The following is a 24,554-nucleotide window of genomic DNA, read 5'->3' as shown; positions in this document are numbered from 1 at the left end:
CTACACCCGCCGTCTTCTTCAACAGAAGGCGGCGGTTTCGTTTGATATGTGGCTGTTTTGAACTTTATAAGCAGCGCGTCGGGATCAAGGGACGGGTGCCGCCACCAACGGTAGGCAAACTTCCAGGGATACGAGATGCAAAACAGTCAGCCCAACAAAACCCATCCACTGCCGCATTCGGCACATGGCATGGGCACGCTCATGGTCCGGTTCGTCGGACTGCTGACGGTTGCGGTGGTGCTCATGACGCTGATCTGGAACAGCTGACACGGCGACGGGCGGTTCCAAGTGCTGGTACGATCCAGCGCCATGGTTAGCAAAGCCTGACCTTATTGGACGGACGACGTGCTCTCGAGCGTGTAGCCGCCGTCGGCATAACCCTTCACCACCATCGCAGTCGTCAGCATCACGCAAAGCGTGACGGTAGCGAAAATAAAGCCGACAAGTTTCAGGTGGCTGCGATCTGCCATGGTCATCCCCTCGGTACTTCCCCTCAGTCTCATATGGCAGGCAGAAAGTTCAAAATGTGTTAGCAAATAAATTGCTTCGCAGAATGGTAAACGCGCCCGGACCAAGAAACGGTTCGCTAAGCATACCGGCTCGGGTCAGGAACCGGGATTCCGCCGCGGCACGAAGGCGGTGGCCAGAAACGAGTACACCTGTTCGCCGCGCTGGTTGGTGCCGGTGTTGCGGGCCTGCAGGATGCCCCATTCGGGACGCTTGTCCGACGTGCGCTTGGTTTCGACGACACTCGAAAAAGTAATGGTGTCACCGGCCAGTACCGGCCTGATCCAGCGCAGTTCGCGAAAGCCCGGCGACGGTCCCCAGACCGCAACTTCCTCGCCGCGCGCGAGAGCCTCGCGCGTCAGGCGCTGGCCGTCGGCGACCAAGAGCTTCATGCAGACCGAGCCGACATGCCATCCTGACGCCGCCAACCCGCCGAACAGCGATTGGCGTCCCGCCTCCTCGTCGAGGTGAAACGCCTGCGGATCGAACTGCGCGGCGAATTGCTTGATCAGCTCGGCCGTGAAGGTGAACGATCCGAGTTCACGCCGCGAACCGATTTCAATGTCCTCAAAGAAACGCATCGAAGATCCTATTCCGCCGCGGCATCGGCGCGACGGCGCACGATGATCGGCGACACCATCTCGCACAGCGTCACGCCGGCGGCGTTCTTGACCACGCCCTTGAACGTCACGATGCCGGTCTCGGGACGGCTGCGCGAAACTCGCGCCTCCGCGACCTCGATATCGAGCGTCAGATCATCGTCCGGCCGCAGAGGTGACAGCCAGCGCATCTCGTTGACGCCCGGCGAGCCCATCGACGCGGTGCGGCCGATGAAGCCGTCGAACATCATCCGCATCATGATCGAGCAAAGATGCCAGCCCGACCCGGAGAGGCCCTTCAGCATCGACTTGGCTGCGGCCGCTTCGTCCAGATGCATCGGCTGCGGGTCGTACTCCGCAGCGTAAGCCAGGATCTCCTCGCGCGTGACGTGGCGCGGTCCGAACGAACCGAAATGGCCGGGTTTGAAATCTTCGAAGGTGAGCGTTGTCATGATGGGATTTTACAGTGCGGAAGCCCGATTGTGGCCGTTATTTGCAGCAATCTCAACCCGCCCACCCGCATGGCTCGTGCCCGACGGGCGAACACCGTTGCAACCGGTGCGCGCCTTCGGCTTGCTCGGGACCGCATTCGGAGCTAGGCCCTGTGCTCTCAGGAGCGAGGCTGGACGCGAATCACTTTTCGACTTGCCGGGAGAACCACCGATGTTCGATTTTCAGGACCTGTTTCAGTGGGACCGCTTTATCACGCCCACGATCATCAAGACCTTTTACTGGCTGGTGATCGGCCTGATCGTGCTGTTCGGCATATCCGGCATTTTCTCCGGCCTCGCTGCGATGGCGATCAGCCCGTTCGGCGGATTCATCGTGCTGCTGTCCTCGATCGCCAGCGTCGTGGTCGGCGTGGTGTTCTCACGCATCGCCGCAGAATTCATCCTGATCGTGTTCCGCATCAACGAGCACCTCGGAGCGATCCGCGACCAGGGCCAGACGCATTAAGCGCGATGACTAACAGTCATCCCGCTTTATTTCTTGTTTGAGCATGATCCGTTCGGAAAACCGGTACCCACTTTTCCGGTTCATGCTTAGGTATTGAACCTGAAATGCATGACGTCGCCGTCAGCGACGACGTATTCCTTGCCTTCCAGCCGCAGCTTGCCGGCATCGCGCGCGCCGGCTTCGCCACCCAGCGCGACATAGTCGGCATAGGCGATGGTCTCGGCGCGGATAAAGCCCTTTTCGAAATCGGTATGGATTACGCCGGCCGCCGCAGGCCCTTTGGTGCCGCGGTTGATGGTCCAGGCGCGGGCTTCCTTCGGCCCGACGGTGAAGTAGGTAATGAGGTCGAGCAGCTGGTAGCCGGCGCGGATCAGGCGGTCGAGGCCGGCCTCTTCGAGGCCGAGCGTATCGAGGAACTCGACGCGCTCCTCGCGTGACAGCGTCGCGATCTCGGATTCGATCTTGGCCGAAATCGCCACCGCGACCGCACCCTCTTTCTTGGCGTGCTCGAACACCTGTTTGGAAAAGCTGTTGCCGTCCTTGGCCGAGCCTTCCTCGACGTTGCAAACGTACAGCACCGGTTTCGACGTCAACAGGCCAAGCATGCCAAAGGCACGCTCTTCTTCCGCCTTGCGTTCGAGGAACCGCGCGGGCTTGCCGTCGCGCAGCAGCACCAGCGCGCGGTTGACGAGGTCGAGCTGTTCCTTGGCGTCCTTGTCGTTGCCCTTGGCCTTCTTGGTAAGATTGTCGACGCGCTTCTCGAGGCTGTCGAGATCGGCCAGCATCAGCTCGGTCTCGATGGTCTCGATATCAGCCAGCGGCGCGATCTTGCCTTCGACATGGGTGATGTCGGAATCCTCAAAGCAGCGCACCACATGCGCCACCGCGTCGACCTCACGGATGGTGGCGAGGAACTGGTTGCCGAGGCCCTCGCCCTTGGAGGCACCGCGCACCAGGCCCGCGATGTCGACGAAGGTCAGTCGCGTCGGGATGATCTGGGCCGACTTGGCAATCGCGGACAGTTTGTCGAGCCTGGGATCAGGCACCGCCACCTCGCCGACATTCGGCTCAATGGTGCAGAACGGATAATTCGCCGCCTGCGCCGCGGCAGTCTCGGTCAGCGCGTTGAACAGCGTCGACTTGCCGACATTGGGCAGGCCTACGATACCGCATTTGAATCCCATGACGTGTCCTGAAGTCTGTTGCTGGCGATCGGCGGCGCGTTACGCAGCGCCGTCATCGCCCTTGTCGAAAAATCCCTTGGACTGCAGCGCCAGATGCACCTTGTTCTGAAACGACGAGTCGTGGTTCGTCGCAAGTAGTCCGGCATTGTCGGCGACCGCCTCGCACAGCGCCTCGACCCAGGGCCGATCGCTCTTGGCGAAATCCGACAGCACGTGGCTGTGCACCAGTTCCTTGACGCCGGGATGACCGATCCCGAGCCGCACCCGGCGATAGTCGTTGCCGATATGCGAGGAGATCGAGCGCAACCCGTTATGGCCGGCAATGCCGCCACCGACCTTGACGCGTACTTTCGCCGCCGGCAGTTCGAGCTCGTCCTGAAACACGATGATCTCGCCGACCCCGAGCTTGAAGAAGTTCGCGGCTTCCTGCACCGCGCGCCCGGACTCGTTCATATAGGTCGTGGGCTTGAGCAGGACTACGCGCTCGCGCTCCAGCGTGCCTTCCGACGTCTCGCCCTGAAAACGGCGGCGCCATGGTGCGAAACCATGACGCCGCGCAATTTCATCGACGACCGCGAAACCGATATTATGCCGGTTGTTCGCGTACTTCGCGCCGGGATTACCGAGGCCGACAAACAGGCGCATGACGCGGCATCCCGCGTTCGCTTACTTCTTCTTGTCGCCGCCAGGCGCCTTGGCGCCAGCCGCGGGTGCCTTCGCACCAGCCGCCGGAGCAGCAGCACCCGCTGCGGGCGCAGCAGCCGCACCCGCCGCCGGAGCAGCACCGGGAGCCGCAGCACCGCCAGCAGCAGCCGCCGCAGCCGCCTTGAGTTCTTCGGCGTAGCCGGACGGCGGCACGATGGTCACGAGCGTCGCATCTTCACGCGACAGCGACTTCACGCCAGCGGGCAGCTTGATGTCGGACAGATGCAGCGAGTGGCTGATTTCCAGCGTGCTGGCATCGGCCTCGATGTACTGCGGAATATTGTCGACCGAACACTCGAGTTCGATGGTGTGGGTGACGATGTTGACCGTTCCGCCGCGCTTGACGCCGGGCGAGACTTCGCCGTTGACCACATGCAGGGGAACGCTGACGCGGATGGTGGCGCCTTCACCGAGCCGCATGAAGTCGACATGCAGCGGGAAGTCACGCACCGGATCGAGATGGAAGTCGCGCGGGATCACGCGGTGCTTCTTGCCCTCGAGATCGATGTCGTAAATCGTGGTCAGGAACCGGCCGGCCAGAATGCGCTGGCGCAGTTCGGCATCGTCGACCGAGATGGTCACGGGGGGCTGGTTGTTGCCATAGATCACTCCGGGAACTCTCCCGGCGCGACGCTCTGCCCGGGCGGCCCCCTTGCCGCTCTGCGGACGCGCGGTCGCCTTCAATTCCTTGACGGTCGCCATCGTGTTAAGTCCTTGTTTTCTAAAAAGTTAAAGGCCGCAACGCGGCCCGGTAGCGTCCGACAGCAAGCCTCCAGGGGTGCGGGGGCTGCGGACGTGGCGGGCTTTTAGCCCCAAAGCGCCAAAATGACAAGGAAATCAGGGGATTTTTCTGCGGGCTCTGGACGCAGGGGCAGGCAGCATTGTGTGCCCTCTCCCTGCCCGCTGCCCCGTACGGACGAACGAACGGAGAGACCGTACCTGGCCGAGTCCTAGAAGTCCGTCTTCGGGTTGTCCGGACCGGGCGCGGGCGGCGAAATGCCGATCTTGGCTTCCAGCGCCGCGATCCGGGTCTTCAGCGCCTCGTTTTCCTCGCGCGCCAGCCGGGCCATGTCCTTGACCGCGTCGAACTCCTCGCGCTTGACGAGGTCGAGGTCGCGCAGGATGCGTTCGGCCTGGTTGCGAACGACCGCATCGACCTCGCGCTTGACGCCCTGGGCGGCGCCGGCAGCGTCGTTCATCAAACGGCCGATCTCGTCGAAAAACCGATTGTTGGTCTGGGTCATCGCTAAACGCTCCGGTCGCTGCAACTGGGTCTGCTTCCACCAAGACAATGGCGATCCAAACGACCAGGTTCAAGGGTGCCGTTCAACGCCAAGGTGATGTCCGTTTGCCTTGTCAGGCCCTCCTTTCCTTGCAATCGTACCGAACGTCGCCCCCCCCAAAAACCAGAATCAGAAAACAGAAACGCACATGATCGACCAGCAGATCGACATCCAGACCAAGGACGGCAAGACCACCACTTTCATCACCCATCCCGAGCGCGGCGGACCGTTTCCCGTCATCCTGTTCTACATGGACGCGCCGGCGATCCGTGAGGAATTGCGCGACATGGCGCGGCGGCTCGCGACGTCAGGCTATTACGTGATGCTGCCCAATATGTATTACCGCTCCGGCGTGATGGAGCTGGGGCCGATTCCGCCGGATCCTGAGGCGCCCGAGCGCAAGCGGATGTTCGAGTTCATGGCCTCGATCAATATTCCCATGGTGATGGAAGACACCAAGGCCCTGCTCGCCTATGCCGCGACCCAAAAGGCCGCGAACACCGCCATCGTCGGTACCGTCGGCTACTGCATGAGCGGCCGCTACGCGGTCAACGCGGCGACGCATTTTCCGGACCAGGTGAAAGCCGCAGCCTCGATCTACGGCACGCATCTGGCGACCGACCAGCCGGACAGCCCGCATATTGCCGCCGGCAAGACCAAGGCTGAATTGTACTTCGCCTGCGCCGAAACCGACATCTACGCGCCGGCCGAGATCATCGAGAAATTGAAGCAGGGCATGAAGGGATCGAACAACGAGGTCGAGGTTTTCCCCGGCACCCATCACGGCTTCGCCTTCCCGAAGCGGCCGGTCTATCACCGCGACGCCGCCGAGCGGCATTGGGAGCGGCTGCTGGCGCTGTATCGCCGCAACCTCGCCACCTGATCGCAAGATTCCGATACAAGGCTCCCCCGCCGATCTTCGGCGTGGCCTATGCCGTCTACACCAAAGCCCTGTGAGCCAGATGCAATTCCTCACTATCGCCTTTCCGGTATTCGATCCGATCGCGCTCTCGATCGGACCGATCGCAATCCGCTGGTATGCGCTGGCCTATATCGGCGGCATCGTGCTGGGATGGATTTATGCGCGTTCGCTGGTCAAGAGCGAGAAATTATGGGGCGGGCCGGCGCCGATCACGCTGGTGCAGCTCGACGATTTCATCCTGTGGGTCACCATCGGCATCATCGTCGGCGGCCGCACCGGCTACGTGCTGTTCTACAATCCCGCCTATTTTGCGCAGCACCCGGCCGAGATTTTCGAATTGTGGAACGGCGGCATGTCGTTTCACGGCGGCTTCCTCGGCTGCGTCGCCGCGGTGATGCTGTTCTGCCGCAAACACGGCATCTCGATCCTGTCGCTCGGCGACATCACCACCGGCGTCGGGCCGATCGGATTGTTCCTCGGGCGGCTCGCCAACTTCATCAACAGCGAATTGTGGGGCCGGCCGGCCGATTCCAGCGTGCCATGGAGGATGGTGTTCCCCAATGGCGGGCCGCTGCCGCGGCACCCCAGCCAGCTCTATGAGGCGGCGCTCGAGGGCATCCTGCTGTTTACGATATTGGCGGTCATGATTCGGATGGGCGCCCTGAAGCGGCCGGGCCTGATCCTCGGCAGCTTCATCGCGATCTACGCAATTGCCCGAATAATAAGCGAGTTCTTCCGTGAGCCGGACCCGCAGCTCGGATTTTTGTGGGGCGGGCTAACTATGGGTATGCTGTTGTCGGTGCCGATGATCATTGCCGGAGCCATCCTGATGGTGATGGCATGGCGCAAGGCGCCGGAGCATTCGCAGAAGTCCATTTAAGGCAAGGCAGGCCGTGACCGAATATTCGCCGCTGCAGTCCGAGATCAGGAAGCTAATCCAATCGTCAGGCCCGATGCCGGTCTGGCGATACATGGAATTGTGCCTGATGCATCCCGAACACGGCTATTACGTCTCGCGCGATCCGCTCGGCCGGGAGGGCGATTTCACCACCGCGCCCGAAGTAAGCCAGATGTTCGGCGAACTGCTCGGATTGTGGGCCGCCTCGGTCTGGAAGGCGATCGGCTCGCCGCCGACGCTGCGGCTGGTCGAGCTCGGGCCCGGCCGCGGCACCATGATGGCGGACGCGCTGCGTGCGCTGCGGGTGCTGCCGCCGCTCTATCAGTCGCTCAGCACACACCTCGTCGAGATCAATCCGGTGCTGCGCGAGAAGCAAAGCGCGACGCTGTCGGGCGTGCGCAATCTCAGCTGGCACGACAGCATCGACGACGTGCCCGAGGGCCCTGCGGTCATTTTCGCCAACGAGTATTTCGACGTGCTGCCGATTCACCAGGTGGTGAAGCGTGAGACCGGCTGGCATGAGCGCGTGATCAAGCTCGACGACGGCGGCAAGCTGGTATTCGCGGCCGCCGACGAACCGACCCCCCGCTTCGAGGTGCTGCTGCCGCCGCTGGTGCGTGCCGCCCCGATCGGCGCCGTGTTCGAATGGCGGCCCGACGCCGAGATCATGAAGATCGCCAGGCGCGTGCGCGAACAGGACGGCGCTGCGCTGATCATCGATTACGGCCATCTGCGCAGCGACGCCGGCGACACCTTCCAGGCCATCGCCCGCCACAGCTTCACCGATCCCCTGAAGAATCCAGGACAGGCCGACGTGACCGCTCATGTCGATTTCCAGGCATTGGTGCGCGCCGCCGAAGATATGGGCGCGCGCACCCACGGTCCGGTGACGCAGGGCGAGTTCCTCAAGCGGCTCGGCATCGAGACCCGCGCATTGACGCTGATGGGCAAGACCACACCGGAAGTTTCCGCCGATATTTCCAATGCGCTGAAGCGGCTGACCGATAGTGGCCGCGGCGGCATGGGCTCGATGTTCAAGGTGCTGGCGATCACGGAGCCGCATCTCACCTCTGTCGCGGGCCTGTCCGACGAACAGGAATCTGCCGACGAAGAGGCGTCATGACCTACGGATCGTCGCTGCTTTCGGCCATTCCGGGCCTGCGCCACGCTTTCTTCACCCGCGAGGGCGGCGTATCCGGCGGAATTTACGAGGGCCTCAATGGCGGCCTCGGCTCGAACGATGATGCCGCCCACGTCGCGGAAAATCGCCGCCGGATGGCCGAGCAGATGGGCGTCGCACCGGATCGTTTTATCAGCGTGCATCAGATCCATTCGCCCGATGCCGTGGTGGCGACCGGCCCCTGGACCGGGGACAAGCCGCGCGCCGACGCCCTGGTCACCCGCACCGAAGGCCTTGCGATCGGCGTCACCGCAGCCGATTGCGGGCCGATCCTGTTCGTCGATCCCACGGCCCGCGTGATCGGCGCGGCCCATGCCGGCTGGAAGGGGGCGCTGACCGGAATCATCGAATCCACCGTGGATGCGATGGAAAGACTCGGCGCCGACCGCACCGGCACGGTCGCTGCGATCGGCCCCCTGATCCGCCAGCATTCCTACGAGGTCGGCGGCGAATTCGTCGAACGTTTTCTGGATGCCGACGCCGGCAATGCCGCCTACTTCATTGCCTCCGAGCGCGCCGGCCATTCGATGTTCGACCTTGCCGGCTACATCCGCATGCGGCTGGAAAACGCCGGCGTGCTTGTCATCGACGACATCGGCGTCGACACCTATTCCGACGAACGCTTCTACAGCTACCGCCGCTCGGTGCATCGGAAAGAGCCGGATTACGGAAGGCATGTTCACGCCATCGCGCTGACCGACTGAGTTCCGCCAGCGCAATTCCGTAATCATCTCCGAGAGCTGGAATCCAGCCTTGACTCTCCACTGGGTGGAGGCTGCACAACCCGCGGCATGACACATCGAACCTACAGCATCGGCGAAGCGTCGCGCCTCAGCGGAGTGTCCGTTCGGCGACTGCGCTTCTATTCGGACCAGGGACTGCTCCCGCCGGCAGGGCGAACGGAGAGCGGCTATCGCGTCTTCACCGATAGCGAGCTCGTCCGCCTCGACCTTATCAGCTGCCTGCGGGACGCCGGCCTCGGCCTCGATGCCATTCGCGAGGTGTTGTCGAAGGAGCTTTCGCTGACCGAAGCACTGACGCTTCGCCTGCGGGCGCTCGAGGCCGAAATCGCAGCGCAACGCCGGATCGCGGCGGCGCTGCGTGCGGCGCTTCGTTCGCCCGAACTGACCGAAGCCGATTTGAGGAGATTCTGGACCATGACCAAATTGTCGCGCGATGAACGGCTTAGCGTCGTCGAAGCTTATTACGAACGGGTCTCTGACGGCGTGAACATCGATCCCAAATGGATGCGCCAGATGATCGAAGACAGCGTCCCCGAACTGCCCGAAGACCCGACGCCCGAGCAGTGTGACGCCTGGATCGAGCTTTCGGGCATGCTGCGCGATCCCGAATTTGCGGCCAACATGCGAAACAATGCCAAGGACATCTGGGACGACGCGACCTTCGATCCCATCGCCTGGAAGACCGAAGGCGACGCCATCCTGGTCAAGGCCAAGGACGCCATCGCGCGCGGCCTTGAACCGACTTCGGAAGCCGGCCAGGCACTTGCAAGGGAATGGGTGGAAATCTCGGCCCGACTCACGCAGCGCAAGCCCGATCCGGATTTCCGAACTTGGTTGCGTGCCAAATATGATTACCATGACGCGCGCGCGGGCCGCTATTGGGAGTTGGTTGCCATCCTGCGGGGCCAATCGCCGAGTAGCAGCCCGAACCGGGAATGGGAATGGATGTCGACCGCCATGAAGCACCATCTCGCCGATGCGGCCCCATCGTGAAAATGCCGTGATTGGCCAGGCGATAAAGCGAGAGTCCGGTCCAATGTTCGACCAGGTGTGGCTGTCCTGCCAGAGCGCCGGGCTTTCTGAGTAGGCCGCCATCCCCTGCCCTAGACCTTAATGCATTTTAACGATATCGCAGGGCAATGAGGGACGTCATCCCAGCCTCCTGCCTGCGATCCCCGCGTGCGATTATCGCCGCGGCGCTGCTCGCCGTTTCGTGTGCGCTTGGCGGCTGCGCCGGTGGCGGCGCGGCGAGCGGATCGTTCGCGATGGCGACCAGTGGCGGCGGCTCGACCGTGGCCTTTGAATCAATCGACGGCCCGCCGCCGCACGTCTTCGACCGCATGGTCGGCGTCATCGACAGCGAATCGAAGCTGCGGAACCTGCAGATCGTCTCGCGCGAAGGCGGCGCCTCCTACCGCGTGCGCAGCTATCTCTCGGCGCAGGTGGTGCGCGGCAAGACCATGATCGCCTGGGTCTGGGACGTCTACGACAACAACCAGCAGCGCGCGCTGCGGCTGTCCGGCGAGGAACCGGCGGGCAAGGCCGGACGCGACGCCTGGGCCGCCGCCGACGATCTCGTGCTGCGGAAAATCGCGCAGGCCGGCCTTAGCGGCCTGAGCGGCATGATCAACGGCGCGCCGGAAGCACCGCAGCCGGCGCCAGCCCCCTCGCCCGGCCGCCGCGGCTCCGCGGTCGCGAGTGTGGAGCAGACAGCACCCGCCGAGGGTGTATTTGGTGTCGCCGCGCTCGGCTTCAGCAGCCATTAAGCCTACCCCGTAAAGTCCCGTATCGGCTCATTTTTAACCGGGAAAACAGCTGCGACGGGTTGCCAGCCGCGCCACCTGCCTGATATCTCCTCGCGCATCGAAACCCGCCGGTTTACAGGTATCCCAGATGCTGAACGTCGTATCCAGCAAGGCGCGGGGAGAGGCCTCGATGTCCGCCAAGAACGGCTCCATCAAGCTGGTCGCCGGCAATTCGAACCCTGCTTTGGCGAAGGCCATCGCCGAAGGGCTGGATCTGCCGCTGACCAAGGCCAGCGTCCGCCGCTTTGCCGATAACGAAATCTTCGTCGAGGTGCTCGAGAACGTGCGCGGCTCGGACGCGTTCATCATCCAGTCGACGTCGTTTCCGGCCAACGACCATCTGATGGAATTGCTGATCATCACCGATGCGCTGCGCCGCTCCTCCGCGCGCCGCATCACGGCGGTGATCCCCTATTTCGGCTACGCCAGGCAGGACCGCAAGGTCGGCTCGCGCGCACCGATTTCGGCCAAGCTGGTGGCCAATCTGATCACGCATGCCGGTATCGATCGCGTCATGACGCTCGACCTGCATGCCGGCCAGATCCAGGGCTTCTTCGACATCCCGACCGACAATCTCTACGCCTCGCCGCTGATGGTGCGCGACATCAAGGAGCGCTTCAACCTCGCCAACGTGATGGTGGTGTCGCCCGACGTCGGCGGCGTGGTGCGCGCCCGCGGCCTCTCCAAGCGCATCAACGCGCCGCTCGCCATCATCGACAAGCGCCGCGAACGCGCCGGCGAATCCGAAGTCATGAACGTGATCGGCGACGTCGCCGGTTATACCTGCATCCTGATCGACGACATCGTCGATTCCGGCGGCACGCTGGTGAACGCGGCCGACGCCCTGATCGCCAACGGTGCCAAGGAAGTCTACGCCTACATCTCCCATGGCGTACTGTCGGGCGGCGCCGCCGCCCGCATCGCCGGCTCCAGGCTGAAAGAGCTTGTCATCACCGACTCGATCCTGCCGACGGAAGCGGTCAACAAAGCCGCCAACATCCGCACGCTCTCGATCGCGCCGCTGATCGCCGAAGCCATCGGCCGTACCGCGGCGGAAGAATCGGTTTCGAGCTTGTTCGATTGAGAGGCGCAACGTCGCCTCTTCATGTCGTCCCTGCGAACGCAGCGACCCATACCGCGTGATCTCTCAATAAAGCCTCGGTAGCAGAGACCATTCGCAAAACTTCTCCCTGTGGTTATGGGTCCCCCGATGCGCAATTGCGCATCTGAGCTCAAGGCCGGGACGACGGGCGTTCTTTGTTGCTGCACTGAGCACTGAAGACACCTTCGCGATCTCGCGACGCGTTGCGTGAAACGAGAGGGCGCAGGGAAGACCGGGTGCGCGCTGCACCCGCGGTCTCGCGTGCGGTTTGCACAAAACAAGGTGCACACGAGCATACAGGGCAGCGGAGAACACCCGGCCTTCCCTGCGCAATGGCTTTACGGCTTATAACGCGATCTCCCCGGAGAACGGGCCTCTTGCCTCCGTCGCCCCAAGAAGCGTTAGCATCTCAAGAACTTGACGCCACCATCGCGAGCGTCAGGACCACGCGCCTTTGCCGTACGCCCCAGCCGCGCTCGTCAGTCGCGACTTCAGCGTCCACCGCAACCCGTCCAACGTCCGTGACGACGGCCGACGCCCTCTGAGTGGGACGGGATGGTGAAACATATGCACCTGATTTGTCTTCTGTAAAAGCGAAATATTTTTTATTTTGGGGGCTTGACACGATTTTTGATAATCAGAAATGATCTACCCGACTTCCGCCTTCACTTCCGCCTTCGCTCGTTGAGCTACGGCGGACAGGTCGCCAAGGCTACGCCGGGCGCGGCCGTCGGGTTGTTTTGTCGCACAGCGACGGGCCGGGAAGGTCGGCGGCTCGTATGAGTAGACCCGCCCACACACCGGCGGCTTGCCATCCGTGTGGAACGACCCGGTGGCTCTGAGCCCACGCCGGGCAATCGCTTGACCACCATCAAGCGGCCAGCAGCAACGCACATCTCGATCCAGCCGCTTGTCGCGCCCGCACCGCTCGACGGGCCCGTCAGCGAGAGGGATCCTGAGTCTCGGAATTCGGCGTGCGGGACGCATGATGCGTTGCACGATCATGATCATCGTTGGGAACCCATTCCTCCGCGCTTGAGTCCCAATGATGGGTGTCGTCGAAGTGTTTCCAGAGTGGCGGCCTTGGTTTGCTTTCACCCTTCTGTCGCAATGCATTCAGTGCGCGGAGTTGGACAACGAGCGCGCCAGCCATCGTCACCCATCCGCGAGCGCTATATCGGGAATTCCATTTGATTGTCTCGAGCATCTGACGCCTCCTTCAAGAAAGCAGCCTTCCGCCATCTTAGCCCGGGCCAAGAGCACGGGAATGTAAACTACTTCACAGTCAGCCGACATCTTCGACATAGCCGCGGGCGAACCCATGAGGGCATGCGCCTGGTGGCGCCGCGAGGACTGAGTGTCCCGGATCTTATCCGCTCTTTCATATTCTTTCTATCACAAGGACGGAACATCGTCGGCGCGGTCGGGCATGTCCGAAACGGCTGTTGGATCGGCTCGCCGGCCTGCCAACGATCCCAGATCTCGGATCGCTGAGCCGCCAACTAATGCGCCGTCGCTGCTTCATGCCCACACTCCATCTTTGCCAAAAGATTGGAGTGTTGCGCTGACCAAATGAGCCCGCCCCATCGTAGCGGACATTGAATCGCAAGTTGGGTGTTATGGAAGTTGGCCATTGGCAGAGGAAGGCGCCAGCAAATGCATGCCCTTCCTCGCCAATCACCGCTGCAAAGCGCGAGTGTGACTTTAGTCACAACACCCCTCCCGCACCTGCTTTACGCATCATTGCACGGTCTGGATGATCCCGACCCCAACCAAAATGGTGGAGCCAGTCATGCAGACCTATTCGGCAGATATGAACACGATGCGTCCTCTTGCTGACCACGAACTTGACGCTGTATCAGGCGGCTTTGCTTATATCGCTGTCGTTGTAGGCTCGTTCCTTGCTGGAACGGGAATTCGGATGGGCCTCGACAAGATCGCCGAGGGAATCGCAGAGCCGCAAGGCACGCTGAAGGGAATAAAGCCCAGGGGCGGAAAGTAAGGCTAGTCCTTCGTTTATGCAGTGGAGCGCTCCTTGTTCATGCGGCGCTCCACTCCCGTCAGAATCCGATAGGTCGGAAGCGGCAGGACGCCGGTTCTGATGTCCAGTCCCTCCCACGCTTACGCTGCGCGCGTCATTTTGCAACACGCGCTTCCTGCTTCCTGGTCACATGCCAGATCACGATGTGATAATGCGGCACGTCCACTCCGGGGTGACCCGGGTTGAAGTAGATGCTGACGTGGTCAAGCGCTGCGCCAGCGAACCCCGACGCCTCCAATGGCTTGTGATCGTCGATGTCTCTTGTCGGGACCATATACACGGTTGCCACCAAGCGATCCTTGCGGTCGAAGCACAGGAACGGTCCGAGCGGCAGAGTTTCGGGTTTGACAAAGAGGACCCCCAGGCTGGGAAAGAACTTTGGGAAATTCACGAGATCGCTGACGCGCTTGTATCCGTTCTTTTCGGCAATCTTCCGCTGATTTGGAGGCGGACGAACGACGTGGTGCTTCCTGTGCGCTTTGCCGACTTTGCGAGCGGCTGTTTTGGTTTTTCCGACCTTGTCGGCCGTTTGCACCCTGGTCGGTGCGAGCACCCGCGGCGCCGCGGGTTGGGCTGGATCAAATTGGGGTTGACCAAACGGGGGTTGAACAGATTGCGGTTGACCAAATTGCAGTTGGCCAAATTGGGCGGCAGGCTGCCTTACATCGGCGATCAGTCCGAGTGACGCGACGAGAGCTGCGGTCACCAGCGCATTGCGCATCGTGATCTCCCAATCTCACCTGCCCTGCTTGCGTTCTTGCCACCGCATGAAGTCCTGGAACAACTCTTCGCGGTCCGGCGGATTGCTGGTTGGCTTTTGCTCGAGGAACCGGCCGAACGCCTTGCGAAGCGCGGCCTCTCCGCCCGATTGCCGCTGGAGCCAGCGCTCTGCCGGTCGAAATCGCCGCCAACCAGGCAGCACCTCAGGCAAATTCACCTCTCGCCATTTGGGATGGTGAGCGTCACCGAGAAATTCGGGAAACCGCGAGAACAGCGTTTCGACAAAATGTTCCAGGAGCTGAAACCGCTCGCTGCGGGCCGGCCAGTTGTAGGCGAAAAGGGCGCATTTGATCGCGACCGTGTCGACGCTTTCACCGGTCACAACAATGTTTGGGTAATCCTCGCGGCGCAACGTCGATGGCAGATAATCTTGCTGCAGCGCCCGGGAATAGGGAATCGGCAGCAGGTGAATCCCATCCATTTGCGCGTAGCGGGCCAGGGCGTTGACCGGTTTTCCCGAAACCAGCAGGCTGGCGAAGACTTGCCCCTTCCTCATCCCATCCAGCGCGGCGTCCAGCCCCAGGTTCAATTCGCTGAACTTCACCTCCAGACGGTTGAGCACCTCACGGCCAAGCACAGCGGCAGCACTGCCTTCTTCGCCGAGATTGACCGTCTTTCCCTCAAGATCCGCCAGGCTTCTGATCTCAGGTCGCGCGAGGAGATGGAACTCTTCGACAAAAAGCGGGGTGATGTAGACGAGCTTGTTCTGGATGTCCGGGATCGTCCTTGTCTCCCGCAGCCGGTCGACCAGCACGACAGGCGCGATCGCCATGTCCGCACCCGCCAGCGTAAGCACGTCCAGGATGTTGCGGATGCCACCGTTTCCCACCATTGGGAGCACCCGTAATGCGACCTCGCCGCGAGGACCGGTCTCCTGGCCGCTGGCCAACGTGGTCGCAATGTCCTGAGTGATGGCGAACTCGGTGCTTTGCGGCGGACCGGTTACCAATCCCGCGGTGTAGGGGCTCACAGCTGCTCCCGCTTCCTTCCTGGGAGCACTTGCCTTGGGCGCAGACGCTTTGGCGGGTTCACTCGCAGAAACGGATGGTCGGGTTTGGGCGAGGCCCTCCCGGACCAGTTGGCCGAGCCAAGCCGCTGCAATGAATGCGGTCAACAAACCGACCCGCACCACTCCGCAGACCCTCATTGTTCCCACCTGTTCGACCAGACCAGCCCTGCCCTGGGCGTGACATTCGCTCGCCGTCAGGGGAAAAGGCTTGAGCCGACAAATCGTCACCCCGCGACGTCACAAGCACGACCGGGCAGAATGGATTTGCTTCGCTTTTTTCAACGCGCCTGAACCAGCGGCGTTCCTTTGTCGGGGATGCCTGCGGCCAACGGTCCGCATCCGTTCCCGGTCATCAGCGTCGGTTTGGCCCTCCGCCGGTGACTTCCGGTTGCCCTCTGGAAACGGGCATGGTCAGAGCGACCATTCCGCCGCTCTTTTCGTGCCACAAGAACAGGGCTTGCAGCGGGTAGGGCGCGCGAGGCTGACAGACGTCGCCCGCCGAGCTTAACTAATATGCAGGATCGCGCCGCTGCCCCTGAGTAGCCGTTCGGGCCAGTGCGAGCGCCTCCTCGGCCCTCGCACGAAAATCTCGAGCAGCTTTCAGCGGACGTCGAATATCCGGGTCTTCAGAACCGCTGTCGAAAGTGATCAGCTTCATGCAATGAGGGCATTGCATCTGATAGCCTGGCTTCAGTCGCTGCGCGCGCTCGTGAAAATTCTTGCGGCATTTGGAGCAGATGATCTTGATGCGATCGGTCATGGAGCCTCCATCGCGTATGATGTGACGCAATTCCTGCGTTACTACTAGTTCCTCCGCCCGTCGGTCGGAGAGCTTCACCTTCGTTTTCAATCCAAACGGATACCGGCGAACCCTTCCCGTGTTCGTGTTTGAGCAGTTGCGATGCTCGCCTGAGTCCTGGGCCGCGGCTGGTGATGCAATGGTCGCCCAGTCGTTTTCCTAATCAGTATTCAATTAAACAACCGCAACAGAAGGGCTTTACCGACGGGAACTGCTCGCACGCTGTGAAAGGCGCGAACATACTCTCCTGCGTAAAAGGCGCGTACTATGCCGACCCGCGTCGAGACATTTTCTTCGAACCGGACGCCAAAGCCATCGGTCGTGTATCGCACCACCGCAGCGGACATGTCTTGACCATACACATTGCACTTGAGAATAGTCCCCACCGGCGGCGGTGAAGGATCGATGAACCTGGCCCCGGTTATCGAGATGTCCGCCATACGAACCAGCCGTGGCTCGCTTCCCTCGTGAATGAGAACCGGCTCACTACGATCAAATCGCTCGGCCTTGCGACGACGGGGCTGCTCGAAGCAAATGAGGCACACGATCGCCAGGATGACGCAGTTGTACAAACTCCAGGCAAGCGCCAGTCCGCCGTACGCGATGCTATCGCCCTGCGGATTAATAATGAACGCGTAAGCGATCGCCAGCAGGGTCATCAGCAGCGCAGATCCGTAAAGCCGCAGCAGCGGCCACTCGATGAACTTCTGATTGCGATCGCCACCTTTGGCTGTGACCTGAAACTTGTGGCCTTTTGGCCTGATCAGACCCACGACAATTGCTTTCAGGACCGCCGGGGCCGCGATGTACTGCGAGACGTCCGTCATGATCGCCAGGGAGCGGCCCCGGGAAATCCAGCCCATCGTGCATGCGTGCCAGACGTAGAAAGGCAAGAAATACTTGAGCAGCTCGAAGAGATCGGCGTAAACCGCCTTGATTCCGAACATGAGATAGAGCCACGGCACGAGAAGGCCGAGCACCTTCATTCCATAACCCGCGGCCCAGCTCATGAAAGCGTCGACGAGGGAAAGCCGATCGATCAAGGTGAGCTTTGATTGCAGTGAAAACGGACCGCTGCGGCCTCTCACGATTTGCATGAAACCGAGGCACCATCGGCTGCGTTGGGTGATGTACTCCTTGAGGCCCTCGGGTGCCAATCCGAGCGTAAGTCTTTCGTTCAGATAGACCGTGAGGTAACCCCGCTCCTTCAGGCGCAAAGTGACGAGATAGTCCTCGGTCACCGAATCCGTCGGGAAGCCGCCAATCTCCATGAGCCCTGAATAGCGGATCACCGATGAAGTTCCGCAGCAGAAGGCGACACCCCAGGCGTCTTTGGCCGGCATCAGAATATCAAAAAAGAAACGTTGCTCATCGGGCCACACTTCTGTGGCGGACAAGTTCGACTGAATCGGATCCGCATTGATAAAGTGCTGCGGGGTCTGCACCACGCCAACGGTCTTGTCTGCCATCAAACTGATAGTGCGCCTGAGGAACTCCGGCATGGGGACGAAGTCGGCATCCAGGATGGCAACGAACTCCGGCTTGTTGCGCAATCCAGCTACGTGGCGCAATGCGTGATTGATGTTACCCGCTTTCGCGTGCCGATTGTCCGGGCGAGTCAGGTAGTGACAGCCCAGTTCTTCGGTAAGCCGTTTGAGCCACAGCCGCTTTCCGTCATCCAGGACCCAGACACGATAGTTGCCGTGTTTCAATCCCGTGGCACCGATGATCGTGCGCTCCAGGATTGCTTTCTCCTCATTGTACGTGCAGATGAAGACATCGACGAGCGGAGCCGGCGCAGCCGCAGCGGCTTTCTTTATTCCACCTTTCGCGTCGGCAGAGCGATCGATCGTTCGACTGAGAAACAGTAGTGACAGGCAGACGGCAAGCAACGAGGCCATCTCGGCCAGCATGAACGGATATCCGACGAGAGCGTCGGCAGTGAGGCCTGGCGGCGGCAGCGTCTGCGTGACGCGCCACACGAGGTATCGGATCAGCAGGGCAACGCACATTCCGGTCATCAATAACCGGGCGATTGTGCTGTCGCTCCTCAGCATCGGCAGGATTGCGAGACAGACACCGAGAGCAACGAGGCCTGGTGCGAGCGCTTCGATCATGGCTTCGAAGTGCCGCGGTCGAACACCACCCGTCCAGTGCGCCCCACTGCACAGTCTTTGCCCGTGGCTTCGAGACTGGGCAGCGAGACCGTCACGCGATATGGTTCTTTGCTAAGCGCGTCGGGATTGATAGCCAGGTTCGCGGGCGCACCAGACGCGCCAGTGAGATTCACGATCACGCCCTTGATCGCCGGACTGCCGTCGTTTGGTTCGAAACTCGCCTGCTTACCGAGCTGGAGCCGGTTATAGACACTTTCGGTGGCATTCGCTGTTACGACAGCGCCGCTGCAATCAAGCAGCTTCATCAACGCCTGACCGGCGCGGACATCCTCGCCTGGCGAAGTCATCATCTCCCAGATCCGGCCGGCAACCGGTGCCTTGATGTCTGCTTCCGATCGACTGATATACTGCAACTGCTCGGACGCGATCTCGCTGGCGAGCCACTCGATCTCGGCATCCGCATGCGCCAGATCGGCTTTAAGATCATTCGCGCGTTGCCGCATCTCTTCTTCGCGCTGGACCGAACTTGGGCGGTCATTGTAGCTGTCGCCCAGATACGTGCCCTTCTGCGCGGCAGTGAGCTCGACCTTGGCTGCATCAAGTCTTCGCCGGGCGCCGATCTCGGTTTGCTGGGCCACCGATTGTTCCCGGGTCAAGCGGGCGAATTCCACGGTGGAAACGCTGCCCGACTTGATCAGCGACGATGCCCGCTCTACCGCCGCGGTCGCCTCTTCCCGTCGAGACGCGGCGGCTTCGATCACCGACTGTATTTCAGCGATGCGTGCGTCGAGTTGCAGAATGCGGCCTTCCCTGAATTGGGCGGCCTGTCGGGCGAGATCTTGCTGCGCGGCTTGAGCCGAGGCGAGTTTGGTCGCCAGACTTGGACGCTGGTTGTCCAGTCGCGACATCTGTCGTCTCAGGTCATCCAGCCGGGATCGATCGCCCCGCGCGTTCACGACGCGAAGGATGACGTCACCTTCATTCACCGCGCTCGACGCCGTCGCATGGTCAGACCGCGATCTGACTTCGCCATCGATCGGCGACCTTAGCGTCACGAGCCTGGCGTTGACCACCGCCTCGACGCTGGAGGTCTGCCAGACTGCTCTGACTGGCAGCCATCCGAACACGGCAACGATGGCGAGACCGGCAGCGATCTTCAGCACCCGCCGAACGGTTCGATAGGAGCGCGTTTCCTGATCAGGCGAACCGCGGTTTACCGGCTCGTCGACATCGGGCTTCAGTCGCTCTTCCAGATCGCGCTGCAGACCTTTGGCGCCGTGGTCGACATCGAAGGATTGGACACCTCCCTCTGCAACGGGTGAGGGGAAGTGTCCTGGAGTGAATTGGTTCTTTTGCGCACGATCCATGGCAGCGAGTTCCCGATACTGTGAGTGAGCGGACTTGAATCGCCGCCCTTCGAGTCTGCGCGGTCTATCCCGAACTGAAACAGGACTTAGGCATCGTCGTAGGCGACCCCGCGACGGTGGAACCTCGAAGGCGACAGCATCTCGCTTGTCACGCCGTCGTCAGCCGAACCAATCCAGCTAACGACCAAAGAGGTTAATGAGACGCCAATGATGCGCGCTGATTAATTGGAACTTCACGATTGGCACGACGACGGCTGGGAACCGGATTATCCACGTCCGATGTGGTTCATTTTCGGGAACTCGGCGCCTGCCTCCGTGTGGTCCGCATTACCGCGGCAAACGGACATCATCGGCTCGGCAATCCAGGTCCGAAAAGTGCCAGACGCGTTTTGCGCGACGGCCAACACCAGGCATTCTCCGCAGCGTCGTTTGACTCACCATACGTAAAAGCACGCCAGTGTTTTCCCATCGGGCAAGCGCGGGGCATCTCGCGCGATACCGCGCCTCACCGCGGAGGTCGCAGCTCGATGCCGTAGCGCGCATGGATCCGCGCGATGGTGCCGTCGGCCAGCAGGGCCTCGAGTCGTCGCTCCTTCCGCTGCGACCTGGCCGTTCACCCCTATGGTCTGGCCAGGGAACCATGATGGAGGGTCGGGCCTGTGCTAGAATGATCGGGCCGAGCCATCCCGGGGGAAGCCCATGAGGTGTCCGAGCTGCGGGGCCGAGACCAAGGCGGGGAACAGGTTCTGCAGCAGATGCGGATCACCGCTTGCGCTGACCTGCGCCGCTTGTGGCTCGCTGAACGAGCCGAGCGCCAGCTTCTGTGGCCAATGTGGCATGGGGCTTGCGCGGGAGGTTCGAGGAGGTGCCGTTGCGACGGAGGAGCCGCCGGGCCTTGAACCGGCCCCGCTGGCTGCGGAGCGCCGTCACTTGACGGTTATGTTTTGCGATATGGCCGGCTCGACGGCGCTTTCGGGTCGCCTCGATCCGGAGGACCTGAGGGAGGTTATCCGGGGGTTTCAGGACGCGTGCGTCCAGGCGATCCGTCGATTCGACGGCTTTATCGCGAAGTTCATGGGCGACGGCGTGCTGGCTTATTTCGGCTATCCAAGGGCTCATGAAGACGATGCCGAACGCGCCGTCAGAGCGGGACTCGCAGTCGTCGATGTGATCAGCCAGCTGATGTTGCCGACCAAGGCGCGACTAGAGGTCCGAGTGGGCATCGCCACCGGTCTTGTGGTGGTCGGCGAGACGTTGGGTGAAGGTTCGTCTCAGGAGCAGGTGGTCATCGGCGAGACGCCCAACCTTGCAGCCCGCCTGCAGGGTATTGCCGAGCCGAACGCCGTTGTCATCGGCGACGGAACGAGACAGCTGCTCGGCAGGATATTCGACCTCGAGGATCTCGGCCCGCGGTTTCTCAAGGGAATGGCCAATCCAGTTCCGTCGTGGCGGGTCGTTGGCGAACACACGGCCGAAAGTCGCTTCGAGGCCGGGCAGGCTCAGCGTGCAACCGGTTTTTTTGGCCGCGAACGTGAGGTCGACCTTCTGATGGACCGCTGGGTTCAGGCGCAAAATGGCGAAGGTCAGGTCATCCTCTTGTCCGGCGAGGCCGGAATTGGCAAGTCGCGGATCGTCGCGGCGCTGCGGGAGAAGATCGTCGACGGGGCTCATACGCGCATCGTGTATCAGTGCTCGCCTCATCATACGAATAGCCCGTTTTATCCCGTGATCTCCCAACTCGAGCGCGCAGCCGGGATTGCGCCTGACGACCCCGCCGAGACCAAGCTCGACAAGCTGGAACCGGTTCTAAAACGTTCGTTCTCGACGATCGGTCATGTTGCGCCACTCTTCGCGACGCTCTTGTCGCTGCCGTTCGAGGGCCGGTACGTGGCACCCAGCCTCACGCCGCGAGAGCAGAAGGAGCGCACTTTACTGGCGCTCATCGAACTGCTCAGCGGCCTCGCGAAGCAATGCCCCGTATTGTTCATCCTGGAGGATGCACACTGGATTGATCCGACGACGCTTGATTTGTTTACGCGGACCATTGACCGGCTGCAGCGCTGGCCGGTCCTGCTGATTGTCACGTTCCGTCCCGAGTTCGAAGTGCCGTGGGGCCACTATCCCCACGTGACAGCACTCGCTTTGAATCGGCTGGGGCAGCGCCATGTGGCAGCAATGATCGACAGATTAACAAATCGCAAGGTGGTGCCAGCCGACGTCCGGGACGAAATCATAGCAAAGACCGACGGAGTGCCGCTGTTCGTGGAAGAGCTCACTAAGGCAGTCTTGGGATCGGGGCTCCTCAAGGAAACCGCCGACCGCTATGTTCTGCACGGCCCGCTGCCTCCTCTCGCGATTCCAGGAACGTTGCACGACAGCCTGATGGCCAGGCTCGACCGCCTTGCGTCCGTGAGGGAGATCGCCCAGATCGGGGCCGCCATTGGAAGAGAGTTTTCCTACCAGCTGCTGGATGCCGTTGCGCCGGTTCACGACAAGGCGCTGGAGGACGCACTCGACCAGCTCAGCAAGGCGGACCTGATTTTTCCCAGGGGAGTGCTACCCGAAGCGACCTACATCTTCAAGCACGCGCTCGTGCAGGATGCCGCCTATCGAAGCCTCCTGCGCTCAACGCGTCGACAGCTCCATGGCCGCATCGCTCAAGCGATCACGGAGCTGACGCCCCAAATCGTTGAGACCCAACCCGAACTTCTCGCCCATCACTATGCGCAGGCGGGGCTCATCGATGATGCCATTGCTTATGGCCTGAGGGCAGGACGGCGCTCTGCGGCGCGTTCCGCCAACGAAGAAGCGATCACGCATTACGCCAAAACACTGGAGTTGCTGAGGGCGAAATCGGAGGGAGCGGAGCGAGATCGGCAGGAGCTCGAGCTGCTCATTGCCCTCGGCGTGCCGACGATCGCGGCGCGCGGCTACATGGCCGCTGACGTCGAAGGCATTTACGGCCGAGCGCGCGACCTGTGCGACCGCGTGACCGAGACTCCGCACCGCTTTACCGCGCTGCGCGGCCTCTGGAACAGCGCATTCCTGCGAAAACCGCTGCTGAAAGCGCAAGAGCTGAGCGCCGAACTGGTGGCCCTGGCGGATGCCCAGGGCAATGATACGCGTCGGGCGCTCGCGCATCGGGCGCAAGGCTGTACCCTGCTTCTTCGCGGCGAATTTGAGTCCGGCTGGGAAAGCTTTCGTCAGGCCATCGATCTCTGGGATGTCGACAAGGCGCACGCGGAGATCCTCATCTACGGCGAGGATCCGAGCGTGCTCTGCCAAGCCTATGGCTCGTGGCTGCTATGGTTCCTCGGCTATCCGGACAAGTCGAGCGCATTGATCGGCAAGGCGTTGGCCGATGCCGAGAGGCTATCCAACCCTTTCATTTACGCCATGACCCTCGGCCTCGCATCCGCGCTACACGTTGATCGTCACGAATTTTCTCGGGGATTGGAACGCGCCGACGAGTCCTCAGCTATCTGCGCAGCGTACGGTTTCCCGCAGTGGACTGCCTACGTCATGATAACGAGAGGCCGAGCTCGCGCGGCGCTTGGTCGAGCCAATGACGGTATCGCCGAGATGGAACGGGGCTTGGCCGACTGGCAGGCACTGGGCGCCAAGCTCGCTACGACACGGACCGTGGGATTAGCGGATGCGTGTGCGAAGGCAGGCCTCATCGCGGCGGGCCTCGATTGGATCAAGGTCGCCGCGGAGCATGCTCGCACGTTTCACGAAAGGCTTCTCGAGGCCGAGATCCATAGGGCGCACGGTGAACTGCTGCTCACGAGGGGGGCGACGGGGGATGCGGAAGCGTGCCTTCGCCGTTCCATAGAGATCGCTCAACACCAAAAGGCCAAGTCTCTGGAATTGCGGACCGCCACGGTCTTGGCGCAACTCTGGCAGCAGCAGGGCCAGCGAGAGGCGGCGTACGACCTGGTCGCGCCGATATACGGCTGGTTCAGCGAGGGGTTCGACAGCCCAGACCTGCGGAATGCGAGGGCGTTGCTGGATGATCTCGCATGAACCACAGGAAGTCGTGCGGGCCGCTATCCTCGCCGGCTGGGCTGCAAGTCTGCTTTACCCCGATGAGTAGACGTCGCGCGAGATTTTCCAAGTCAGTTTGCGGTCAAAATCGACACTTTGACCCTGTGCCGATCACTTCCGGTGTACACCCGACTCCGGACATGTCGCTACACCGCTATAACTGATGCTTTGTGCCAGGAGCGGAACATGCGCTGAATGATCGCTCGCCGGTGATCTCACCGTTCAACTGACGTCGCTCATGGTATCAGCCGCTTTGTATCATGGATTCGTGTTTATCGCGCTCGAGTACCTTGGTTGCGCCACTCGCAGCCCTCACAACGTCCGAGGCTGTCCCGAATGTCCGGACCACCTTCTTGTCTCGGAAGTCGCCCTTCCAGAGTCTGCCGTTCCGGCTATACGCGACCGCGACGACGACGGGGTAATCCAAAAGGGTGAGTCTCAAGGGACCTGCCCACGTGGTATAATTCCATGTCATCGGCATGCACGCAGTAGCGGAGCGGAGGCAACGC

General features: G+C 61.7%; 23 protein-coding genes and 1 pseudogene. 12 read left to right on the top strand and 12 right to left on the bottom strand.

Annotated features, from left to right (window positions below; all coding sequences use genetic code 11):
• Positions 1–135 precede the first annotated feature (135 nt).
• Positions 136–267 carry a hypothetical protein gene (locus tag JQ600_RS37175; protein WP_283814718.1) on the top strand — a complete coding sequence of 44 codons (132 nt, stop codon included), beginning with the start codon at positions 136–138 and terminating at the stop codon, positions 265–267.
• A 62-nt stretch (positions 268–329) separates the two neighbouring features.
• Here the strand turns inward: JQ600_RS37175 and JQ600_RS03970 are convergent, their stop codons facing one another.
• The 3 genes from JQ600_RS03970 to JQ600_RS03960 all read right to left on the bottom strand — a co-directional run bounded on the left by JQ600_RS03970 (position 330) and on the right by JQ600_RS03960 (position 1,558).
• Entirely contained in the window at positions 330–470 is a 141-nt protein-coding gene (locus tag JQ600_RS03970) for a hypothetical protein (protein WP_192737667.1), read from the bottom strand.
• Between the two features lie 135 nt (positions 471–605).
• Positions 606–1,088 carry a MaoC family dehydratase gene (locus tag JQ600_RS03965; protein WP_212388494.1) on the bottom strand — a complete coding sequence of 161 codons (483 nt, stop codon included), beginning with the start codon at positions 1,086–1,088 and terminating at the stop codon, positions 606–608.
• Between the two features lie 8 nt (positions 1,089–1,096).
• Positions 1,097–1,558, bottom strand: coding sequence for a MaoC family dehydratase (locus JQ600_RS03960; RefSeq protein WP_212388493.1), 462 nt, complete (start codon positions 1,556–1,558; stop codon positions 1,097–1,099).
• 211 nt (positions 1,559–1,769) lie between these two features.
• Between JQ600_RS03960 and JQ600_RS03955 the strand changes: the two genes are divergently transcribed.
• Positions 1,770–2,063 (top strand): DUF4282 domain-containing protein, encoded by a 294-nt coding sequence (locus JQ600_RS03955; RefSeq protein ID WP_192737670.1) that lies wholly within the window; start codon positions 1,770–1,772, stop codon positions 2,061–2,063.
• A gap of 86 nt (positions 2,064–2,149) precedes the next feature.
• On the opposite strand, the gene ychF is transcribed toward JQ600_RS03955, so the two are convergent.
• The 4 genes from ychF to JQ600_RS03935 form a co-directional block, all read right to left on the bottom strand.
• Positions 2,150–3,247 carry a redox-regulated ATPase YchF gene (gene ychF, locus JQ600_RS03950; RefSeq protein WP_212034260.1) on the bottom strand — a complete coding sequence of 366 codons (1,098 nt, stop codon included), beginning with the start codon at positions 3,245–3,247 and terminating at the stop codon, positions 2,150–2,152.
• 39 nt (positions 3,248–3,286) lie between these two features.
• Entirely contained in the window at positions 3,287–3,892 is a 606-nt protein-coding gene (gene pth / locus JQ600_RS03945; protein ID WP_212270069.1) for an aminoacyl-tRNA hydrolase, read from the bottom strand.
• Between the two features lie 21 nt (positions 3,893–3,913).
• Complete coding sequence (locus JQ600_RS03940) at positions 3,914–4,654, bottom strand: 50S ribosomal protein L25/general stress protein Ctc (protein ID WP_192737673.1); 741 nt, start codon at positions 4,652–4,654, stop codon at positions 3,914–3,916.
• 248 nt (positions 4,655–4,902) lie between these two features.
• Entirely contained in the window at positions 4,903–5,196 is a 294-nt protein-coding gene (locus JQ600_RS03935; protein WP_212270068.1) for an accessory factor UbiK family protein, read from the bottom strand.
• A gap of 187 nt (positions 5,197–5,383) precedes the next feature.
• Here JQ600_RS03935 and JQ600_RS03930 point away from each other — a divergent pair, with 187 nt between their 5' ends.
• The 8 genes from JQ600_RS03930 to JQ600_RS03895 all read left to right on the top strand — a co-directional run bounded on the left by JQ600_RS03930 (position 5,384) and on the right by JQ600_RS03895 (position 13,887).
• A complete protein-coding gene (locus JQ600_RS03930; RefSeq protein ID WP_212270067.1) occupies positions 5,384–6,118 on the top strand; it encodes a dienelactone hydrolase family protein in 735 nt (244 codons plus the stop codon).
• A gap of 79 nt (positions 6,119–6,197) precedes the next feature.
• Entirely contained in the window at positions 6,198–7,037 is an 840-nt protein-coding gene (gene lgt / locus JQ600_RS03925; RefSeq protein ID WP_212270066.1) for a prolipoprotein diacylglyceryl transferase, read from the top strand.
• Positions 7,038–7,050: 13 nt separating this feature from the next.
• Positions 7,051–8,178, top strand: coding sequence for a class I SAM-dependent methyltransferase (locus JQ600_RS03920; RefSeq protein ID WP_212270065.1), 1,128 nt, complete (start codon positions 7,051–7,053; stop codon positions 8,176–8,178).
• Entirely contained in the window at positions 8,175–8,939 is a 765-nt protein-coding gene (pgeF, locus tag JQ600_RS03915) for a peptidoglycan editing factor PgeF (RefSeq protein WP_212489694.1), read from the top strand. The genes JQ600_RS03920 and pgeF overlap by 4 nt, the downstream gene beginning before the upstream one ends.
• Positions 8,940–9,026: 87 nt before the next feature.
• Positions 9,027–9,971 (top strand): MerR family transcriptional regulator, encoded by a 945-nt coding sequence (locus tag JQ600_RS03910; protein WP_212270063.1) that lies wholly within the window; start codon positions 9,027–9,029, stop codon positions 9,969–9,971.
• 146 nt (positions 9,972–10,117) lie between these two features.
• Positions 10,118–10,744, top strand: a complete 627-nt coding sequence (locus JQ600_RS03905; RefSeq protein WP_212388470.1) for a hypothetical protein — start codon at positions 10,118–10,120, stop codon at positions 10,742–10,744.
• Positions 10,745–10,913: 169 nt separating this feature from the next.
• Entirely contained in the window at positions 10,914–11,867 is a 954-nt protein-coding gene (locus JQ600_RS03900; protein WP_212270090.1) for a ribose-phosphate pyrophosphokinase, read from the top strand.
• A gap of 1,810 nt (positions 11,868–13,677) precedes the next feature.
• A complete protein-coding gene (locus JQ600_RS03895) occupies positions 13,678–13,887 on the top strand; it encodes a hypothetical protein (protein ID WP_212390404.1) in 210 nt (69 codons plus the stop codon).
• A 133-nt stretch (positions 13,888–14,020) separates the two neighbouring features.
• Here the strand turns inward: JQ600_RS03895 and JQ600_RS03890 are convergent, their stop codons facing one another.
• From JQ600_RS03890 to JQ600_RS03870, 5 genes are all read right to left on the bottom strand, one after another.
• Positions 14,021–14,647, bottom strand: coding sequence for a hypothetical protein (locus JQ600_RS03890; protein WP_212390403.1), 627 nt, complete (start codon positions 14,645–14,647; stop codon positions 14,021–14,023).
• Between the two features lie 15 nt (positions 14,648–14,662).
• A complete protein-coding gene (locus tag JQ600_RS03885) occupies positions 14,663–15,676 on the bottom strand; it encodes a TAXI family TRAP transporter solute-binding subunit (protein ID WP_312011066.1) in 1,014 nt (337 codons plus the stop codon).
• A gap of 547 nt (positions 15,677–16,223) precedes the next feature.
• Positions 16,224–16,475, bottom strand: a complete 252-nt coding sequence (locus JQ600_RS03880; protein WP_212390402.1) for a hypothetical protein — start codon at positions 16,473–16,475, stop codon at positions 16,224–16,226.
• Between the two features lie 209 nt (positions 16,476–16,684).
• A complete protein-coding gene (locus JQ600_RS03875) occupies positions 16,685–18,631 on the bottom strand; it encodes a glycosyltransferase (RefSeq protein ID WP_212390401.1) in 1,947 nt (648 codons plus the stop codon).
• Positions 18,628–19,998: an HlyD family secretion protein gene (locus tag JQ600_RS03870; protein ID WP_212390400.1), complete on the bottom strand. Its 1,371-nt coding sequence runs from the start codon at positions 19,996–19,998 to the stop codon at positions 18,628–18,630. The genes JQ600_RS03875 and JQ600_RS03870 overlap by 4 nt, the downstream gene beginning before the upstream one ends.
• A 699-nt stretch (positions 19,999–20,697) precedes the next feature.
• Between JQ600_RS03870 and JQ600_RS37515 the strand changes: the two are divergent.
• Together JQ600_RS37515 and JQ600_RS03865 are read left to right on the top strand one after the other, a co-directional pair.
• Positions 20,698–20,823 (top strand): annotated as a pseudogene (locus JQ600_RS37515) (double zinc ribbon domain-containing protein); the annotation flags it as partial.
• 105 nt (positions 20,824–20,928) lie between these two features.
• Positions 20,929–24,024: an AAA family ATPase gene (locus JQ600_RS03865; protein ID WP_283814746.1), complete on the top strand. Its 3,096-nt coding sequence runs from the start codon at positions 20,929–20,931 to the stop codon at positions 24,022–24,024.
• The last annotated feature ends 530 nt before the right edge of the window (positions 24,025–24,554 follow it).

The organism is Bradyrhizobium sp. AUGA SZCCT0176 (assembly GCF_018130145.1).
GTDB lineage: Bacteria > Pseudomonadota > Alphaproteobacteria > Rhizobiales > Xanthobacteraceae > Bradyrhizobium.
The sequence above is the reverse complement of the archived record's forward strand: the minus strand, read 5'-3'. Positions and strand labels throughout refer to the sequence as shown.

Coding starts and splice junctions, on each gene's coding strand:
- JQ600_RS37175 (WP_283814718.1), top strand. CDS start 136: ATGCAAAACAGTCAGCCCAACAAAACCCATCCACTGCCGCATTCGGCA.
- JQ600_RS03970 (WP_192737667.1), bottom strand. CDS start 470: ATGGCAGATCGCAGCCACCTGAAACTTGTCGGCTTTATTTTCGCTACC.
- JQ600_RS03965 (WP_212388494.1), bottom strand. CDS start 1,088: ATGCGTTTCTTTGAGGACATTGAAATCGGTTCGCGGCGTGAACTCGGA.
- JQ600_RS03960 (WP_212388493.1), bottom strand. CDS start 1,558: ATGACAACGCTCACCTTCGAAGATTTCAAACCCGGCCATTTCGGTTCG.
- JQ600_RS03955 (WP_192737670.1), top strand. CDS start 1,770: ATGTTCGATTTTCAGGACCTGTTTCAGTGGGACCGCTTTATCACGCCC.
- ychF (WP_212034260.1), bottom strand. CDS start 3,247: ATGGGATTCAAATGCGGTATCGTAGGCCTGCCCAATGTCGGCAAGTCG.
- pth (WP_212270069.1), bottom strand. CDS start 3,892: ATGCGCCTGTTTGTCGGCCTCGGTAATCCCGGCGCGAAGTACGCGAAC.
- JQ600_RS03940 (WP_192737673.1), bottom strand. CDS start 4,654: ATGGCGACCGTCAAGGAATTGAAGGCGACCGCGCGTCCGCAGAGCGGC.
- JQ600_RS03935 (WP_212270068.1), bottom strand. CDS start 5,196: ATGACCCAGACCAACAATCGGTTTTTCGACGAGATCGGCCGTTTGATG.
- JQ600_RS03930 (WP_212270067.1), top strand. CDS start 5,384: ATGATCGACCAGCAGATCGACATCCAGACCAAGGACGGCAAGACCACC.
- lgt (WP_212270066.1), top strand. CDS start 6,198: ATGCAATTCCTCACTATCGCCTTTCCGGTATTCGATCCGATCGCGCTC.
- pgeF (WP_212489694.1), top strand. CDS start 8,175: ATGACCTACGGATCGTCGCTGCTTTCGGCCATTCCGGGCCTGCGCCAC.
- JQ600_RS03910 (WP_212270063.1), top strand. CDS start 9,027: ATGACACATCGAACCTACAGCATCGGCGAAGCGTCGCGCCTCAGCGGA.
- JQ600_RS03905 (WP_212388470.1), top strand. CDS start 10,118: ATGAGGGACGTCATCCCAGCCTCCTGCCTGCGATCCCCGCGTGCGATT.
- JQ600_RS03900 (WP_212270090.1), top strand. CDS start 10,914: ATGTCCGCCAAGAACGGCTCCATCAAGCTGGTCGCCGGCAATTCGAAC.
- JQ600_RS03895 (WP_212390404.1), top strand. CDS start 13,678: ATGCAGACCTATTCGGCAGATATGAACACGATGCGTCCTCTTGCTGAC.
- JQ600_RS03890 (WP_212390403.1), bottom strand. CDS start 14,647: ATGCGCAATGCGCTGGTGACCGCAGCTCTCGTCGCGTCACTCGGACTG.
- JQ600_RS03880 (WP_212390402.1), bottom strand. CDS start 16,475: ATGACCGATCGCATCAAGATCATCTGCTCCAAATGCCGCAAGAATTTT.
- JQ600_RS03875 (WP_212390401.1), bottom strand. CDS start 18,631: ATGATCGAAGCGCTCGCACCAGGCCTCGTTGCTCTCGGTGTCTGTCTC.
- JQ600_RS03870 (WP_212390400.1), bottom strand. CDS start 19,998: ATGGATCGTGCGCAAAAGAACCAATTCACTCCAGGACACTTCCCCTCA.